Annotated in this window: 18 protein-coding genes; 7 read left to right on the forward strand and 11 right to left on the reverse strand. The window is 68.1% G+C overall.

From position 1 onward, the window contains the following. Positions 1-6: 6 nt before the first annotated feature. Both KIT25_17205 and KIT25_17210 read left to right on the forward strand, forming a co-directional pair. Positions 7-162 carry a hypothetical protein gene (locus KIT25_17205; protein UYN93778.1) on the forward strand — a complete coding sequence of 52 codons (156 nt, stop codon included), beginning with the start codon at positions 7-9 and terminating at the stop codon, positions 160-162. Then, a complete protein-coding gene (locus tag KIT25_17210; GenBank protein ID UYN93779.1) occupies positions 159-1,571 on the forward strand; it encodes an amidase in 1,413 nt (470 codons plus the stop codon). The genes KIT25_17205 and KIT25_17210 overlap by 4 nt, the downstream gene beginning before the upstream one ends. Here the strand turns inward: KIT25_17210 and KIT25_17215 are convergent. Further along, positions 1,568-2,650, reverse strand: coding sequence for an LLM class flavin-dependent oxidoreductase (locus KIT25_17215; protein UYN93780.1), 1,083 nt, complete (start codon positions 2,648-2,650; stop codon positions 1,568-1,570). The two genes, KIT25_17210 and KIT25_17215, sit on opposite strands and share 4 nt — an antisense overlap. A 61-nt stretch (positions 2,651-2,711) precedes the next feature. Between KIT25_17215 and KIT25_17220 the strand changes: the two genes are divergently transcribed. Beyond that, complete coding sequence (locus KIT25_17220) at positions 2,712-4,451, forward strand: amidohydrolase family protein (protein ID UYN93781.1); 1,740 nt, start codon at positions 2,712-2,714, stop codon at positions 4,449-4,451. Positions 4,452-5,055: 604 nt separating this feature from the next. Here KIT25_17220 and KIT25_17225 read toward each other — a convergent pair. Genes KIT25_17225 through KIT25_17240 form a run of 4 tightly spaced genes read right to left on the reverse strand, consistent with a single transcriptional unit; the run spans position 5,056 to position 8,612 of the window. Then, positions 5,056-5,946, reverse strand: a complete 891-nt coding sequence (locus KIT25_17225; protein UYN93782.1) for an alpha/beta hydrolase — start codon at positions 5,944-5,946, stop codon at positions 5,056-5,058. 22 nt (positions 5,947-5,968) lie between these two features. Then, positions 5,969-6,385, reverse strand: a complete 417-nt coding sequence (locus KIT25_17230) for a hypothetical protein (protein UYN93783.1) — start codon at positions 6,383-6,385, stop codon at positions 5,969-5,971. Continuing rightward, on the reverse strand, positions 6,382-7,077 hold the full coding sequence (locus tag KIT25_17235; protein UYN93784.1) for a DUF433 domain-containing protein: 696 nt from the start codon (positions 7,075-7,077) through the stop codon (positions 6,382-6,384). Before KIT25_17235 ends, KIT25_17230 begins: the two co-directional genes overlap by 4 nt. A gap of 41 nt (positions 7,078-7,118) precedes the next feature. Further along, on the reverse strand, positions 7,119-8,612 hold the full coding sequence (locus KIT25_17240; protein UYN93785.1) for an aldehyde dehydrogenase family protein: 1,494 nt from the start codon (positions 8,610-8,612) through the stop codon (positions 7,119-7,121). On the opposite strand from KIT25_17240, the gene KIT25_17245 reads away from it, so the two are divergent. Then, positions 8,593-9,261, forward strand: a complete 669-nt coding sequence (locus KIT25_17245) for a hypothetical protein (protein ID UYN93786.1) — start codon at positions 8,593-8,595, stop codon at positions 9,259-9,261. The two genes, KIT25_17240 and KIT25_17245, sit on opposite strands and share 20 nt — an antisense overlap. Before the next feature lie 16 nt (positions 9,262-9,277). On the opposite strand, the gene KIT25_17250 is transcribed toward KIT25_17245, so the two are convergent. From KIT25_17250 to KIT25_17260, 3 genes are all read right to left on the reverse strand, one after another. Next, positions 9,278-9,832, reverse strand: coding sequence for a carboxymuconolactone decarboxylase family protein (locus tag KIT25_17250; protein ID UYN93787.1), 555 nt, complete (start codon positions 9,830-9,832; stop codon positions 9,278-9,280). A gap of 13 nt (positions 9,833-9,845) precedes the next feature. Beyond that, positions 9,846-10,385 carry a peroxiredoxin gene (locus KIT25_17255; protein UYN93788.1) on the reverse strand — a complete coding sequence of 180 codons (540 nt, stop codon included), beginning with the start codon at positions 10,383-10,385 and terminating at the stop codon, positions 9,846-9,848. Between the two features lie 88 nt (positions 10,386-10,473). Further along, a complete protein-coding gene (locus tag KIT25_17260; protein ID UYN93789.1) occupies positions 10,474-10,917 on the reverse strand; it encodes a VOC family protein in 444 nt (147 codons plus the stop codon). A gap of 31 nt (positions 10,918-10,948) precedes the next feature. Between KIT25_17260 and KIT25_17265 the strand changes: the two genes are divergently transcribed. Then, the gene (locus KIT25_17265; protein UYN93790.1) at positions 10,949-11,941 is read left to right on the forward strand and encodes an LLM class flavin-dependent oxidoreductase; all 993 of its coding nucleotides are present in this window, start codon (positions 10,949-10,951) and stop codon (positions 11,939-11,941) included. On the opposite strand, the gene KIT25_17270 is transcribed toward KIT25_17265, so the two are convergent. Further along, positions 11,942-12,523, reverse strand: coding sequence for a hypothetical protein (locus tag KIT25_17270; protein ID UYN93791.1), 582 nt, complete (start codon positions 12,521-12,523; stop codon positions 11,942-11,944). Positions 12,524-12,545: 22 nt separating this feature from the next. Next, positions 12,546-13,517 carry a D-2-hydroxyacid dehydrogenase gene (locus tag KIT25_17275; GenBank protein ID UYN93792.1) on the reverse strand — a complete coding sequence of 324 codons (972 nt, stop codon included), beginning with the start codon at positions 13,515-13,517 and terminating at the stop codon, positions 12,546-12,548. A 58-nt stretch (positions 13,518-13,575) separates the two neighbouring features. Here KIT25_17275 and KIT25_17280 point away from each other — a divergent pair, with 58 nt between their 5' ends. After that, positions 13,576-14,457 (forward strand): hypothetical protein, encoded by an 882-nt coding sequence (locus KIT25_17280; GenBank protein UYN93793.1) that lies wholly within the window; start codon positions 13,576-13,578, stop codon positions 14,455-14,457. A gap of 34 nt (positions 14,458-14,491) precedes the next feature. Then, a complete protein-coding gene (locus tag KIT25_17285) occupies positions 14,492-14,881 on the forward strand; it encodes an MAPEG family protein (GenBank protein UYN93794.1) in 390 nt (129 codons plus the stop codon). Positions 14,882-14,890: 9 nt separating this feature from the next. Here the strand turns inward: KIT25_17285 and KIT25_17290 are convergent, their stop codons facing one another. Then, positions 14,891-16,108, reverse strand: coding sequence for an adenylate/guanylate cyclase domain-containing protein (locus KIT25_17290; protein UYN93795.1), 1,218 nt, complete (start codon positions 16,106-16,108; stop codon positions 14,891-14,893). Between the last annotated feature and the right edge of the window lie 57 nt (positions 16,109-16,165).

Genomic DNA, 16,165 nt, shown 5'->3' on the forward strand with positions numbered 1-16,165 from the left:
TGACCGATGGACGCCAAGCAGTTCGACGCGGCGCGGCGGGAGGAGATCGAGGCCGAGGTCCGCACCCTGACCGAGGCGGTGCGCGAGGCTGCCCGCGCCCGCCTCGCCTTCGACGACGAGCCGGCCGCCTTCGCGAGCCTCATGGAGCGCGAGGGAAAATGATCGATCCGGCGCTGTTGCCGCTGAGCGAACTGGCCGACGCGATCGCCGCCCGTCGCATCACGTCGGTGCAGGCCACCGAGGCCTGCCTGGCGCGGATCGAGGCGTGGCAGCCGCGCACCAACGCCTTCCTGCGCATCGACCGGGACGGAGCGCTGCGTCGCGCCCGCGCCATGGACGGAGAGATCGCCTCGGGCAGGCGGCGCAGCGCGCTGCACGGCGTGCCGATGGCGCACAAGGATCTCTACTACCGCAAGGGCGCGCTCTCGACGGCGGGCAGCGCCATCCGCCGCGACTGGCGCGCGCCGGTGACGGCCACGGCGATCGAGCGACTGGACGAGGCGGGCGCCGTCGACCTCGGCTTCCTCAACATGGCGGAATGGGCCGCCGGCCCGACCGGCCACAACGTCCATTACGGGCATTGCCGCAATCCCTGGGACGGCAGGCGGGTCACCGGCGGCAGCTCGAGCGGCTCGGGCGCCGCGGTGGCGGCGCGCATGGTGCACGGCTCGCTGGGCTCCGACACCGGCGGCTCGATCCGCCTGCCGGCGTCGGCCTGCGGCGTGGTCGGCATGAAGGCGACCTACGGTCGCGTCAGCCGCTTCGGCGCGGCGGCGCGCTCGTGGAGCCTCGATCACGTCGGGCCGCTGACACGCACCGTGCGCGACAACGCCCGCATGCTGGCAGTCGTCGCCGGCCACGACCCGCGCGACGCGACGACCAGCGAGCGGGCCGTGCCGGACTACGAGGCGGCTCTCGCCGCGGGTGTCGCGGGACTGAGGATCGGCTTCACCCTGCCGCACGCGCTGGTGCCGGTCGACGAACGGATCGGCGGGACGGTGAGCGCGGCGGCGGACGTGCTGGGCGGGCTCGGCGCGCGGATCGCACCGGCGACGATCCCCGATTTCACCGCGCTCTATCGCGCGGCCGAGGTGATCGTGAAGTGCGAGGCGGCGGCCATGCACGGCCCCTGGATGAAGGCCACGCCCGGTTCCTATGCCAACCAGGTGCGCACGCGCATGGAGGCCGGATTGTTCATCCCGGCGACCGACTACATCGACGCGCTGCGGCTGCGCGCGCATTTCGTCGCGGAGTTCCTCGCCACGGCGATGGCGGACGTCGACGCCGTGCTGCTGCCCTCGATTCCCTTCCCGCTGCCGACGATCGAGGAGACCGACGTCGAGACCAAAGGCGGACCGGCGACGCTCGCCATGGTCGCGCGCTTCACCGGGCTGACGCGGCCCTTCAACACGTTGGGGCTGCCGGCGCTCTCCGTGCCGTGCGGCTTCGACGGCAACGGCGTTCCGATCGGCCTGCAGCTCGTCGCCAGGCCGTTCGACGAGGCGACCTGCTATCGCATCGGCCACGCCTTCCAGGAGGCGACGGAGCATCACCTCAGGGTGCCGGCCTAGTAGCGCGCGATCACCTGCTCGGCGAAGTCGCGCAGCGTGCGGCGGGCATGGTCCATCGCCGGCAGCAGAGTGACCTCGTTCAGGCCCATCGCCTCGCGCTCGCGCAGCATGGCGACGATCTCGTCGGGCGTGCCGACCAGCCCGCCCGTCGCGCGGATCAGATCCTCGGTGATGAAGCGGCGCTCCTCGGCGGGCAGGAAGGCGCAATGGCCATGGTGGACCTGCTGGTAGCGCCGGGCGGGCGGCGTCTCCATGCGCTCGGTGAAGGCGAGGTATTCCTCCCACAGGTCCCGGCAGCGCGCGGCGACGGTGCTGGTGTCGCCGTCCTTCTGATAGAGCTCCCACCAGTAGTGCAGCGTCGCCGCCGCCATCGGCCCGACCGTGTCGATCACGCGGTCCGACGTCATGCCCTCGCCCGGTTCGAGGACGCAGGCATAGGTGAGCGCGGCCGTGTGGAAGCCGTCGGGCAGCGCGCGGCCGACCGCGGCCGCACCGTCGCGCATCGCCTCGAGGCTCTTCTGCAGGCGCGCGCGGGTCTGGTTGTGCGAGCAGATGCGGCCGTCGCCGTAGGCGCCCGCCGCCTTGAGCGCGAGCGGCCCGTCGGCCGCCACATAGATCGGCACCGGACGGGCGACGTCGATGAAGCCCATGTCGGGATGCAGGAAGCGGATGTCGCGGCACGTGCCGGCCAGCTCGTAGTCGACCTCCCGTCCGTGCAGCAAGGCGCGCAGCACGCGCAGATATTCGCGGAAGGCGCCGGCCTTGATCGGGTCCTGGCCCATCACGCGCATCGCCGTGTGGCCCGTGCCGATGCCGAGGAAGACGCGCCCCGGCGCCAGCCGGTTGATGGTGGCGATCGAATGCGCCGTCACCGGCGCCAGGCGCACGCCCGCGACCGACACGCCGGTGCCCAGCCGGATGCGCGACGTGTTGGCCGCCGCCAGCGCCAGCACCGCATAGGCGTCGGAATAGAGCATCTGCGAATCGGCGGCCCAGGCGGCGTCGTAGCCCATCTGCTCGAGCTCGACGAACAGCTTCCAGTCCGATGCGCGCGGCACGACGGTGACACCGAATTTCATGATGCGGTTCTCCCGGTTTGGCGATGACAAGTGCGCTCGATCGGCCGACCATGGTCAAGTCATGGCCAAACGTTTCGATCTCATCGTGCGCAACGGCACCGTCGTCGACGGGACGGGCGCCGAGCCGCGCGATGCCGACATCGCCGTGCTCGACGGTCGCATCGCCGCGGTCGGCCGGGTCCAGGGTGCCGGCCGCGAGGAGGTCGATGCCAGGGGCTCGCTGGTCACGCCGGGCTTCGTCGACGTTCACACCCACTACGACGGCCAGGCTACCTGGGACGACCGCTTCACGCCGTCGTCCGGCCACGGCGTGACGACGGTGGTGATGGGCAATTGCGGCGTCGGCTTCGCGCCGTGCCGTCCGCAGGACCGCGACACGCTGATCAAGGTCATGGAGGGCGTCGAGGACATCCCCGAGATCGTCATGCGCGAGGGCGTGCCGTGGACCTGGCAGAGCTTCCCCGAGTATCTCGACGCGCTCGAGCGGCGGCGCTGCGACATCGACTTCGCCACCCAGGTGCCGCACGCGCCGCTGCGCGTCTTCGTCATGGGCCGCCGCGGCGTCGACCGCGAACGCGCGACGGCGGCCGACATGAACCAGATGGCCACCCTCGTCGAGGAAGGACTGAACGCCGGCGCGCTCGGCTTCTCGACCTCGCGCTCGCTGTTCCACCGCACCTCCGAGGGTGCGCTCACGCCCACCATCACCGCCGCCGAGGAGGAGCTGGCAGCGATCGCGCGCGGCATGGCCCGCGCCGGCAAGGGCGTGATCCAGCTGCTCGACGATTTCGAGGACACCACGGAAGCAGGCTCCACCGAGTTCGCCATGCTGCGCCGGCTGGTCGGGCTCTCGGGGCGGCCGCTCTCCTTCACCCTGCTCGACATCTCGATCTATCCCGGACGCTGGCGGACGCTGCTGCGCGAGATCGAGCGCGCCAACCGCGACGGCCTCGCCATCCGCGGCCAGGTCGCGGCGCGGCCGGTCGCCGTGCTGTACGGGCTGGAACTGTCGTTCCATCCCTTCTCGACCTGCCCGAGCTATCGCGAGGTCGACGGCCTGCCGCTCGAGGCGAAGCTCGCCCGCCTGCGCGATCCCGCGCTGCGCGCGCGGCTGCTCGCCGAGGAGCCGGTCTACCACAACCCCAACATGCTGGCCTTCATGCGCAACGCGGCCAACATGTTCGTGCTGGGCGACCCGCCGGACTACACGCCGCCGGCCGACCGGCGGCTCGATGCGCGCGCCGCGCGCCTCGGCGTCACGCCGCTCGAACTGGCCTACGACCTGCTGACCGGCGGCGACGGCCGCACCATCCTGTTCCATCCCGGCGCCAACTACACCGGCTGCTCGGATGCCGGCATGGCCGACATGCTGCGCCACGAGCACACCGTGATCGCGCTCGGCGACGGCGGCGCGCATTACGGGCTGATCTGCGACGCGAGCTACACCACGCATGCGCTGACCTACTGGACGCGCGACCGCAAGGGCGAGCGCTGGCCGTTGCCGTGGACCGTGCGGCAGCTTACCGATGTGCCGGCCCGCTTGGTCGGCCTCGCCGACCGCGGCAGGCTGGCGCCCGGCTGCAAGGCCGACATCAACGTGATCGATCTCGACCGGCTCGCCGTCGCCGCGCCCCATCCGGTGCACAACCTGCCGGGTGGCGGCCGCCGGCTCGAGCAGAAGGCCGAAGGCTATCGCGCCACGATCGTCGGCGGCCAGGTCACCTATCGCGACGGCGTCTTCACCGGCGCACTGCCCGGCCGGCTGGTGCGGGGAGAGAGAGCGGTGCCCGGCACTCGGTGAACCTGCATATGGTCGGTTCTCGTTATAAGAACGGAAAATAACGGCGGCCGATTCCCCATCTGATGAGTCGCCGCGCGGCCCGGCACTTTGGGCCGGCCGATCGGAAAGACCGCATGCACACGAGCAAAAACGCCGGCCGGAGTTGCCGGAGTTTCCCTGTCTCACTTTTGGGGCGCACCCCGTCGCGGAAATCGCGCAAATCGCGGAAATCGATCTCGGAAACCTCGGAAACCTCGGAAACCTCCGGCGGGGTGTCGCCGGACAATCGACGTCGCGGGCACCCGCCCGAGACGCCCTCAGGGTGGTGTGCCTGCTCTCTGCCGGAATGCGTTGCGCAAACTGCGGGAACTGCGGAAACCTCCGGTCACGGGTCGGGAGGACGGGTCGGCGGACGATTGGCGAAGCAGAACGTCGATACGGGAAATCCCGCAAGGCCCTCGCGGCCGGGTGTGGTCAGGGTGCTCATGCGCGTATTTTACCTCGACGCACCGGCGAGCACCTAATCGGGTCGATGGATTCGGTCCGATGCCGATGGCGTCTGCATCGGAGGGCGATTCGACCCCCCGATTCCGGCACCGGACGCGAATCTGACTCTCTCGCCGGCCTACGCGGTCTTGCCGCGGATATAGGTGCCGATCTCGACGCAGCCGTCGCGACCCTCCGACAGGACGGGCGCGAAGAACGGAAAGACATGCAGCATGTTCGGCCAGACCGCGAGCTTCACCTCGACACCGGCCTTGTGCAGCTTCTCGGCAAGCCGCGTGGCGTCGTCGAGCAGCGTCTCCGCCGTGCCGACCTGGACCAGCACCGGCGGCAGCCCCGCGAGGTCGGCATGCAGCGGCGCCGCCAACGGGGTCTTCGGGTCCTGGCCCTCGAGATACATGCCGGCCATCCACAGCAGGCCATCCTTCTGCACCATCGGATCCTGCGCAGCGCGCGCCACGATGCTGTTGCCCGTGCCCTCCAGATCGACCCACGGCGAGATCGCCACCGCACAGGCGGGCAACGGCAACTTGCGGTCGCGCAGGTCGACCAGGGTGGCGACGGTCAGCCCGCCGCCCGCCGAATCGCCCGCGATGGCGAGCCGGTTCGGCGCAAGACCCTGCGCCAGCAGCCAGCGCCACGCCTTGGCGGCGTCCTCGACCGCCGCCGGAAACGGATGCTCCGGCGCCAGCCGATAGTCGATCACCAGCACGCGCGCGCCCGAGGCGGCGGAGATGTCGTAGGCGAGCCGGCGGTGCGTATCGAGCGAGCCGATGGCATAGCCGCCGCCGTGGAGATAGAGCACCGCGCGCTGCGCATCGATGCCGGGAGCCGCCACCCACTCCGCCGGCACGCCATCGGCATCGACTTTCTCGCACCTGGCGTCGGGCGCGCCGCCCAGCACCGCGGCGAGCTTCTCGTAGCGCGCCCGCGACTGGGCGACGTCGGGCTTGTCGGGCGCCGGACGGGACGTCAGCAGCGTGATCAGGCTGTCGAGCTGGGCGACGGTCATTGAGTTCCTCCCTGCGCTGCCCTTATGGGTACCACCGCGTCACATGTCCTGATGCCGCGGCGTTTGCCGCGAGCTCGCTCGGCGTTGGTCGATAGATCTTGGCTATCATCGGCGGTGACTGAGTCGCAAGGAGGGCTGCAATCTTCGGCTCTGTCACGACGAAATTGCGCGCCAGTTCCGCAAACGACGCCTTGCCGATCACCACCAGCAGGCGGACGCGATGGCGAATGACAGCCGCCAGCTCGTTGGGTTTGTAGCGAATGCGTTGATCGCGGGTGATGGCAACCCAACCCTTCGAGCCTATCGCGGCCAGCCATTCGTCGTCAGGACAGTCTGGAGAGAAATGGTCGTGATGACGCTCTACTCTCAGGCCAGCTGCCGTCAGCGTGTCCGGGAAGCGATTGCCGAGATCGCGATCCGTGAAATAGACAAGGTTCAAGCGGCCCGCTCGTAAACGATCGCCTGCTCGACTTCAGCGGGACTCAAGCCATAGTCCGAGGCGATGTCCTCGAGGTCTTCACCGGCATCGAGACGACTGGCGATCGTCTCTGTCGTGACGCCGAGGCGGGCAACGACCGGTCGGCCAAAAGCGATCTTAGGATCGATGGCTATCGGCCGCTCACTTGATGGCAGATCTCCCGAAACAAAGGGATATAGACGAACCGGGAATTGCCATTCATCCCAGTCCACACGCTCGATGTGCTCGCGAAACAGCCGCCGCATGGCCAGTTGCCCCGAGGCCGACAGATCGATCAACTGACCGTAGCGCTCGAGTAGCAGTTCGCCGCCCTGGGTTCGTAGATCCTTGCTGCGTAGCAAGCTCTCGATTCCCAACTGCTTTTCTGCAAACGCAATCGCTTTGCGTACGTCGCCAAGCGACACGCCATGTTCAGTGCGCAATGAGCGCAAGACATGAGCCTCGATCAGGTTCCAGAATGAAAGCTGCGGAGGCTGCCGCTTGGGAGGATGAATCAGGGGACGGAAGTGGCCAACACCATCGGCCCTCGGGTAGGGCCGGCCGACGACCCATGAACGCAAGGTAGCGCTCGCTACCTTCACGTAGCGGGCTGCTTCGGCAAGGGAGTAGGCCGCATGGCCTCGAATGTCGTCGGAGAAGGCTTTGCCCCTCATGGCTGCATAATGAATCAAAGACGGAGTCCTGGCGAGAGCCCCTACACCGCCAGATTCACCGTCACGCTCTTGCGCTGGGTGAAGCTGTCGAGCATGCCCTCGAGCGAGAATTCGCGGCCGATGCCGCTCTGCTTGAAGCCGCCGTAGGACATGCCGGGCGTCTGGCCGCCGCCCTGGTTGACCTGCACCCAGCCCGATTCGATCGCATGCGCGGCGCGCAGGCCGCGGCCGATGTCGTGCGTCCAGACATAGGCGGCGAGACCGTAGTGGCTGTCGTTGGCCATGCGGATCGCCTCGGCTTCGTCGCTCCAGCGGATCGCCACCAGCACCGGCCCGAAGATCTCCTCGCGGGCGAGGCGCCAGTCGTTGGAGCGGTCGGCGAACACGGTCGGCAGGGCGTAGTAGCCCTCGCTCAGCGGGCCCGCCCTGGGCGGCAGGCCGCCGAACACCAGGCGCGCGTCGGCGCGGGCGAGTCCGTCCTGCACGTACTTGCAGACCTTGGTGAACTGCTTGTCGTTGATGATGGTGCCGATGTCGGTCGCCTCGTCGAGCGGATTGCCGATCTTGAGCGCGGTCGTCTTCTTCTCGAGCTTGCCGAGGAAGGAATCGAAGATGTCCTCGTGCAGGAAGAGGCGCGAGCCCGCCGTGCAGCTCTGGCTCTGCCGCGTGAAGCGCATGGCGGCGACGATGCCGTCGACCGCCCACTCCTCATCGGCGTCGGGATAGACGATCGACGGACTCTTGCCGCCGAGCTCGAGCGACACCGGCACGATGCGCTCGGCCGCCGCGCGCATGATGACCTTGCCGACCTCGGTCGAGCCGGTGAAGGAGAGCTTGCCGATGCCGGGATGCTTTGCGAGCGGGCCGCCGCATTCCTGGCCGAAACCGGTCAGCACGTTCAACACGCCGGGCGGCAGGAACTCCTGGGCGATCTCGGCCATCAGCAGCACGCCGAGCGGCGCGTCCTCGGCGGCCTTGATGACGATGGTGTTGCCGGCGCACAGGGCGGGCGCGATCTTGAGTGCGCCCAGCATGACCGGCGCGTTCCACGGGATGATGGCGCCGACGACGCCGATCGGCTCGCGGCGGGTGTAGGACAGCACGCCCTCGCCGAGCGGCACGGTCTCGCCCTTCAGCTCCGAGGCGAGCCCGCCGAAATAGCGGAAGATGTCGGCCGTCATGTTGGCCTCGCCGCGCGCCTGGGTGCGCAGCGCGTTGCCGGTCTCAAGCGCGATGGTGCGGGCGAGCTCCTCGGCGCGCGCCTGGATCGCCTCGGCGACCTTGAGCAGCGCCTTGCCGCGCTCGCGCGGCACGACCTTGCGCCACTCGACCTGCGCCCTGGCCGCGGCCTTCACGGCCGCGTCGACGTCGGTCTCGCCCGCGCGCGGCACCTCGGCGATCGGCGCGCGCCTGGCGGGATTCTCGACGGCGAAGCGCTGGCCCGATTTAGCCTCGACCCATTTGCCGTCGATCAGCATGCCCTTGGGCTGGTAGGTGCCGCCTGGGGCGGCAGGCTTGGTCTGGATGGCGGTCATTGGATTGGGATCCCCGTCTACATCTCGGGAAGCGCCTCAAGTAGCCCGCATGCCGACTGCCGACAAGCCGTCTGAAGTCTGGCGCCGGGCCGGCGAATCGGCCAGCATCCTGGCGGGGCTGCTCGGGGAGGGGACAATGGGAAGGCTTCATGCAGTGGCGGCGAGCTTGCTCGCGGTCTGTCTTCACGCGTCGATCGGTCACGCCGAGACGAAGGTGATCGCAACGGCCGGAAGCTGGCAGGCATTCGGCGGCACGGCGCGCGACGGCACGGGAGTGTGCGGGATTTCTGCGGAAATCGGGAACCGATATTTCGGGCTCAAGCAATTCGCCGGCCAGAACTCCTTCGACATCCAGATGAGCGAGAAGACCTGGCAGCTCGCGAAGGACCAGAAGGTCGGGTTGACGCTGCAATACGACACCCAACCGACGTGGCGCGCCACCGCCACGGCTTTTCGCTTCGATGACGGCGATCCCGGGATCGAATTCGCCATCAACCGCAGCGAGCTCGACCGCTTCCGTCGTGAGTTCCGCGACAGCAGCCTGATGCTGATCAGGTTTGGCGGCCTCTTGCCCGAGTGGCGCCTCGGCCTCGAGGGGACCAGTGCCATGAACGGCCCCCTCGAGAATTGCATTCGCAGCCTGAAGTGAGATCCTTGCCCGCGGGTCAAGCCGCCCGCGCCAAGGGGGCGGACGCCATCGCCTCCTCCGCCGCCAATGTGCGCGCCGCGGCGTGCACGGTCGCGGCGATCCGCACCGCCGCCTGGACCTGCTCCGCGGAAAGACCGTGTTCGCGCACGACCTTCTCGTGACTCTCCAGGCACATGCCGCAGCCGTTCACCGCCGAGACGACGAGCGACCACAGCTCGAAGTCGGCCTTGTCGACGCCGGGCCGGGCCATCGCCGTCATGCGCAGTCTGGCCGGCAGGGTCTTGTAGTCGGCTGCGTGCACGAGATGCACGAACCGGTAGTAGACGTTGTTCATCGCCATCAAGGTGGCCGCGATCTTGACCGCGTTCAGTGCCTCGGGCGCGAGCTCGGGGGAGAAGGCGTCGACCACCGCCCGCGTGGTCGGCGCGTGATTGGCGGCGAATGCGGCGGCGATGAAGCAGCCGGCCCGCTGCTGCGGCGTCAGGATCTGCTCGGATGCCAGGCTCGACAGGTTGAGCTTGATGTCGCGCGCATGGTCCGGCAGCCGGTCCTTCAGGATGTCGAGGGACATGGCGATCGCCTCCTCAGGCCGCCTTCAGGACTTCTTCGCCCTTCTGCCAGTTGCAGGGGCAGAGTTCGTCGGTCTGCAGCGCATCGAGCACGCGCAGCACTTCCTGCGGATTGCGGCCGACCGAGAGGTCGTTCACCGACACGAAGCGGATGACGCCCTCGGGATCGACGATGAAAGTGGCGCGCAGGCACACGCCCTCGGCCTTGTCGAGGATGCCGAGCGACTGGCTGAGCTCGCGCTTGATGTCGGCCAGCATGGCGAACGGCAGCGCCTTCAGGTCGGCATGGTTCTGGCGCCAGGCGAGATGGACGAATTCGCTGTCGGTGGAGACGCCGTAGACGACCGCGTCGCGCTCGTTGAACGCCTTGTTGAGCTTGCCGAAGGCGGCGATCTCGGTCGGGCAGACGAAGGTGAAGTCCTTCGGCCAGAAGAACACGACCTTCCACTTGCCGGCGTCCGACTTGTCCGAAACCTGCTTGAAGGCGGTCTTGGGATCGTTGCTCACCGCGGCCTTGAGATCGAAAGAGGGGAACCTGTCGCCAATCGTCAGCATGAAACGCTCCATGGAATTTATTAGAACGTTTCTAATATGACGATGTTTGCCATCTTTGCAAGTAATTCTTAATAACCTGTCATGCTGTCTAATTCCTGGTCTTTTTCATGGACTTGCGCTTCTTTCGCGCTGTCCGTTCGCCGTACTTCATGCCTTCGAGCTTGATGCCGTCGGGATCGAGGAAGAACACAGCGTAGTAGTCTTCGTAGTATTCGTCGGCCGGGTCGACGATCCGCACCTTCTCCTTCTCGAGGAAGGCCTGCAGCGCGTCGACGTCCCTCCGACTGCGGAGCTGGAAGGCGTAGTGGTGAAGGCCGACGTCGCCAAGCCGGTATTTCTTCCGCCCCTCGGCCTCGGCGATCCAGTAGCGCGTGCGGCCGTTGGTCCAGCCGATGGTGCTGCCGTAGTCGTCCGAGATCTCGAAGCCCAGGAAGGTGAAAAGCTTGTGGTAGAAGGCCTTCGATTTCTCGTAGTCGCTCACCCTGATCGATATGTGGTCAATGCCCGCCACGCGGGACTGGACACGGGACATGGGCGCCCTCCTCTCCTAAGTTCCTCCCGAAATGCGTCTCTCCGTTCTCGATCAATCCGTCGCCGTCGCCGGGCGGCCGCACGAAGAATCGATCCGCAACACCGTCGCCCTGGCGCAGCATTGCGAGGCGCTGGGCTACGAGCGCTTCTGGCTGTCCGAGCACCACAACCATCCCACCATCGTCGGCACGGCGCCCGAGATCGTCATCGCCGCGATCGCCTCGACGACCGGGCGCATCCGCGTGGGCAGCGCCGGCATCATGCTGCCGCACTACTCGCCCTTCAAGGTGGCCGAGCAGTTCCGCGTGCTCGACGCGCTGGCGCCCGGCCGCATCGATCTCGGGCTGGGGCGCGCGCCGGGCTCCGACGGCCGCACCGCATTCGCGCTCAACCCGCAGGCCAACGAGCGGCCGGAGTACTTTCCCTCCGACGTGGTCGACCTCAGGGCATGGCTGCACGACGAGCCGTTGCGCAACGGCCATCCCTTCGCGTCCGTCAAGGTCTACCCGCAGGGCCCGACCGCGCCCGAGATCTGGATCCTCGGCAGCTCCGACTACGGCGCCCAGGTCGCCGCCCTGCTCGGCCTGCCCTACTGCTATGCCTGGTTCTTCGGAAATGCCGAGGTGGGCGAACGCGCCATCGCGCTCTACAAGCGCACCTACAAGCCGAGCGCGCGGCATCCCGAGCCGCATTCGGGCCTCTGCGTCTGGGCGTTGGCCGCACCGACCATGGAGGAGGCTCAGCATCATCACACTTCGCGCGTACTGTCGCGCATCCGCCGCGACCAGGGCCTGCTCGGGCCGTTGCTCTCGCCCGAGGACGCCGCCAAGGCGCTGGCATCCGAAGATCAGGAGCGCATCAAAAGAATCCGCGAACGCGCCTTCGTCGGCACCGGGCCCGAGGTGATGGCGCGCATCGAGGAGCTCAAGACACAAATCGGCGTCGACGAGATGGCCGTCGTCACCTGGGCCCACGACGAGAACGCCCGCCGGCAGAGCTACAGCGAGCTCGCCAAGGCGTTCTGACTAGCGCGGCTCCGTCCAGCTTTCCGAAAAGGCGAGGGCACAGGTGCTGAAGGGACGGCCCTCGCGCTCGCGCTTCCAGGGCTGGCCCTTGGCCTGCGTGCCGTTCACGGTGAGCCGCGCCGACAGTGCCGGGATCAGCAAGGTGCAGACGCCATAGGGCCTGGGATTGGGCGGCTGGTTGGGCTGGGTGTGGATCAGCAGCGGCTCGCCGATGTCGTACCAGGTGAGCGCGATCTCCGCGTCGGTCGCCGAGACGTGCTCCGTCCAGTAGTCGCGCGCATCGCCCGACTTGTCGAAGGCGGCGTCGGTCACGGGGATGGAAAGATCCTTCAGCTCCGGGTTGAGCATGCCCTGCACCGTCTTCTGCAGCCAGCGCGCCATGGCGATGTTGTCGGAATAGATGCGCCACTTGCCCTGGGTCACCTCGCTCTTGACGTAGAGCACGTGGCCGGGGCCGGCCGGACACCAGATGATCCGCCAGTAGCTGGCATCGGTCGAGTTGGGATCGCCGTCCTTCTCACTCAGTCGAATGAAGGGATTTTCGCCGGTCATGATCGTCCGGTTGGCATCGGCAACGCTCATATTGGTTCTCCTCTTCGGGTTTCTAGAGCACTTGGTTGCGCAGCTTGGCCTTCTCGTCGCGCCATAGGTGGTCGAGATTCTCCATGAGAATGTCGAGCACGTTGTCCTCGTAGCGGCGCGTCTCGCCCGCGGTATGCGGCGTGACAAAGACGTTGGGCATCGTCCAGAGCGGCGACGACGGCGCCAGCGGCTCCTCGGCCGTCACGTCGATGCCGGCGCCGGCGATCCTGGCCACCTGCATCGTGGCCGCGAGCGCCGCCTCGTCGGCCACCTTGCCGCGCGCGACGTTCACGAAGAAGGCCGACGGCTTCATCGCGGCGAAGGCGGCGGCGCTCATCAGCCCGGTCGTCTCGGGCGTCAGCGCGCAGGCCAGCACCACGACATCGGCGCGAGGCACGAGCTTCACCAGTTCGCCCATGGCATGGATCGAATCGGCGCCGTTGGCGCCTTGCGCCGGATCGCGGCGGATACCGACCACTTTCATGTCGAAGGCCTTGGCAAGGCGGGCGAGGTGCGCGCCGATGCGACCCATGCCGACGATCAGGACGGTCTTGCCGCCGAGTTCGTCCTCGCGCTGCGTGAGGTCGCCGATCATGCCGCGCCACGCCTTCTTGTGCTGGTTGTCGCGCGCCTCGGGCAGGCGGCGCGCGAGGGCGAGCATCAGCGACATCGCATGCTCGGCGACGGCGCGCGCATTGACGCCGGCGGCGCTCGCCAGCCGCACGCCCCGGGCGCCGAGCTGTTCCTTCGAATACTGGTCCATGCCCGAGCTGATCGACTGGATGAAACGCAGCTTCGGCGCGTGCGCGATCAGGTCGTTCTTCCACATGCCCGAGACCAGCAGCACGTCGGCCTCCGGCAGGCGCTTCTGCAGGTCGTTGTAGGCCCTGACCTCGAAGTTGCCGATGCCGGTCCCGCGCGCCTCGAACCGGTCCTTCATCCGGTATGCCGCGTGTGCAAAGCAGATCGTCAGCTTGTCTTTTGGCGGAAACATGGGACTCCCTTCGGGCGAGGTGCGACACTAGCCCGATCGACCCCGGGGAGGGAACCGCATGCGCCGCAATCTGCTTCGAGAAAAGCTCAACGAGGGCAAGCCGACGCTGGGCACCCACATCCTCTCCTGCTGGCCGACCCTGGTCGAACTGATCGGCCATTCCAGGCAATACGACTATGTCGAGTTCACCGCCGAGTACGCGCCGTTCGACCTGCACGACCTCGACAATCTCGGCCGCGCCTTCGAAGTCGCCGGCCTGGGCGGCATGATCAAGATCGAGCAGACGCAGTACACGCACCAGGCGATGCGCGCGATCGGCTCGGGCTTCCAGAGCGTGCTGTTCGCCGACATCCGCAGCGTCGACGACGCCAGGGCGGCGGTCGACGCCGTGCGCGCCGAGACGACGATGGCGCGCGGTGCGCGCGGCCGCGGCCTGCTGGGTGTCGGCATGCGGCGCGACGTCGGCGTCGTGCGGCAGGGCGGGCAGCCGGCCTACGTCGACGCGCTGAACGACGTGGTGATCGCCATCATGGTCGAGAAGAAATCCTGCGTCGACTCGCTCGACGAGATCCTGCGGGTGCCGGGCATCGACATGGTGCAGTTCGGCGCGTCGGACTTCTCGATGAGCATCGGCAAGCCCGCGCAATACACCGACCCCGAGGTCGTCGAGGCGGAGATGCACACCATCCGGACGGCGCTGAAGAAGGGCAAGAACCCGCGGGTCGAGCTGCGCGACCCGAGCCAGGCCGACAAGTACCTGGCGATGGGCGTGAAGCATTTCTGCATCGGCTGGGACGTGCGCATCCTCGCCGACTGGTGGGACACCAAGGGTGCCGAGATGCGCAAGCTCCTCCGGACCAAGCCGAAGAAGATTTCCGCGAAAACGGCGCGAGCCGGCAAGGGCAACGGCAAGGACGCCGCGCGCGGCAACTACACCTGACCGCTCCGACCGGAGTCCAACGGGAGCAACCGACATGAACGTCGAGATGACATGCCTGTTCGTCGCCATGGTGCTGGCGCTGGTCCATCTGACGGCGGCGTCCTTCACCTTCAAGGCGCAGGTCGGCAATCGCTACACGGTCGGCCCGCGCGACGGGGATCTTCGGCCGACGGGAGTCGCCGGCCGCCTCGACCGGGCGCAGCGCAACTTCCTCGAGACCTTCCCGGTGTTCGTGGCCGCCGTGCTGATGGGACATGTCCTCGGGCGCACCGGCGACTTCAGCGCCGCCGGCGCGCTTCTCTACGTCACCGGCCGCATCGCCTTCCTGCCGCTCTATGCCTGGGGGGTGCCGTGGCTGCGCACCTTCAGCTGGAACATCGCGACGCTGGGGCTGGCCCTGGCGATGGTGCAGCTCGTGATCTGACCCCGCCGCTCAGGCGAGCGTGAACAGCTCGGCCGGCTCGCGCACGCCGCGCAGGCGATGATGGCCGAGCGACACCAGCCGCTTGCGGTCCGCGCCGCAGGCGGCGGCGAAAGCCTGCGACACCAGCAGCCGACGGTCGAGCGGTCCGCACAACGCCTCGATGCGCGCCGCCTCGTTGACGGCCGGCCCGATCACCGTGAAATCGAGCCGCGCCTCGCCACCGACGTTGCCATAGAGCACCCGACCGATATGCAGCGATATGTCGACGATGGCGGTGGGTTTGCCGGCGGCGGCGCGCGCCGCGTTCTGCCGCTCGACCCGCTCGAGGACGTCGCCGGCCGCCCGCAAGGCGTCGGCGCACACGCCCTCGCGATCGGCGCCGACGACGGCGAAGGTGGCCAGCAATCCGTCGCCCATGAACTTCAGCACCTCGCCGCCATGAGCGACCACGGGCTGCACCATGCTGCCGAGATGGCTGTCGAGCAGGTCGATCAGCGCCGCTCCCGGCAAGGCGTCGGCCAGCGCGGTGAAGCCCTGGAGGTCGGCGAAGAACAGCACCGCCTCGACACTCTGCACCTCGCCGCGGCGCACCGATCCGGCGAGCACGCGCGCCGCCGGATCGTCGCCGAGATAGGCGGCGAGCAGCCCGTGGCTGGTCGACAGCATGGTCGACGCCTTGGCGGCGACGGCGAACACCGGAAGCGAGGCGTCGAGGGCGGCAATCTGGTCCGCGGTGAAGCCGCCTGGCCGGTCGGTCGCGAAGGAGCAGACGAACCACAGCTCACCGACATGCTGGACATGCTCGGCATCGCCGATGCGCGGCGTCAGCTCGCCGAAGGGGAAGACCCGTCCCAGCCACTCCGTCATGCCGGCGGCGTGCAGTTCCTCGAACACCGGCACGCCGGCGACGGCCGACGGATCGGCCAGATCGACGCGCCGCGCGAAGACGCGGTCGCTCAGCATGGGCATGAAGGGGCTCTGCCTGAGTTGCGGCGCATCGATCTCGAAATGGTGGAACTCGAAGCGGGTCGCCGGCCCGGTCGACCTTTCCCAGATCATGCTGCGGGCCCGGATCATGGGATGCAAGGTGCTGGTGCCGACGAAGGCGCGCGCCACCGGCACGCCCGCCGCGTTCAGCCGCCGCGCATAGCCGTCGACGATCCGCTCGAGCGGCAGGTTGCGCAGGCCGCCCTCGGCGAGCCAGTGGATCAGCGTCGCGTCGTTCATGGTCGTCGTTCTGTAGAATTGTTCGGGCGCCAGCGCCATCGTCGATCTGGCAAGGCG

This window comes from Enhydrobacter sp., assembly GCA_025808875.1.
GTDB lineage: Bacteria > Pseudomonadota > Alphaproteobacteria > Reyranellales > Reyranellaceae > Reyranella.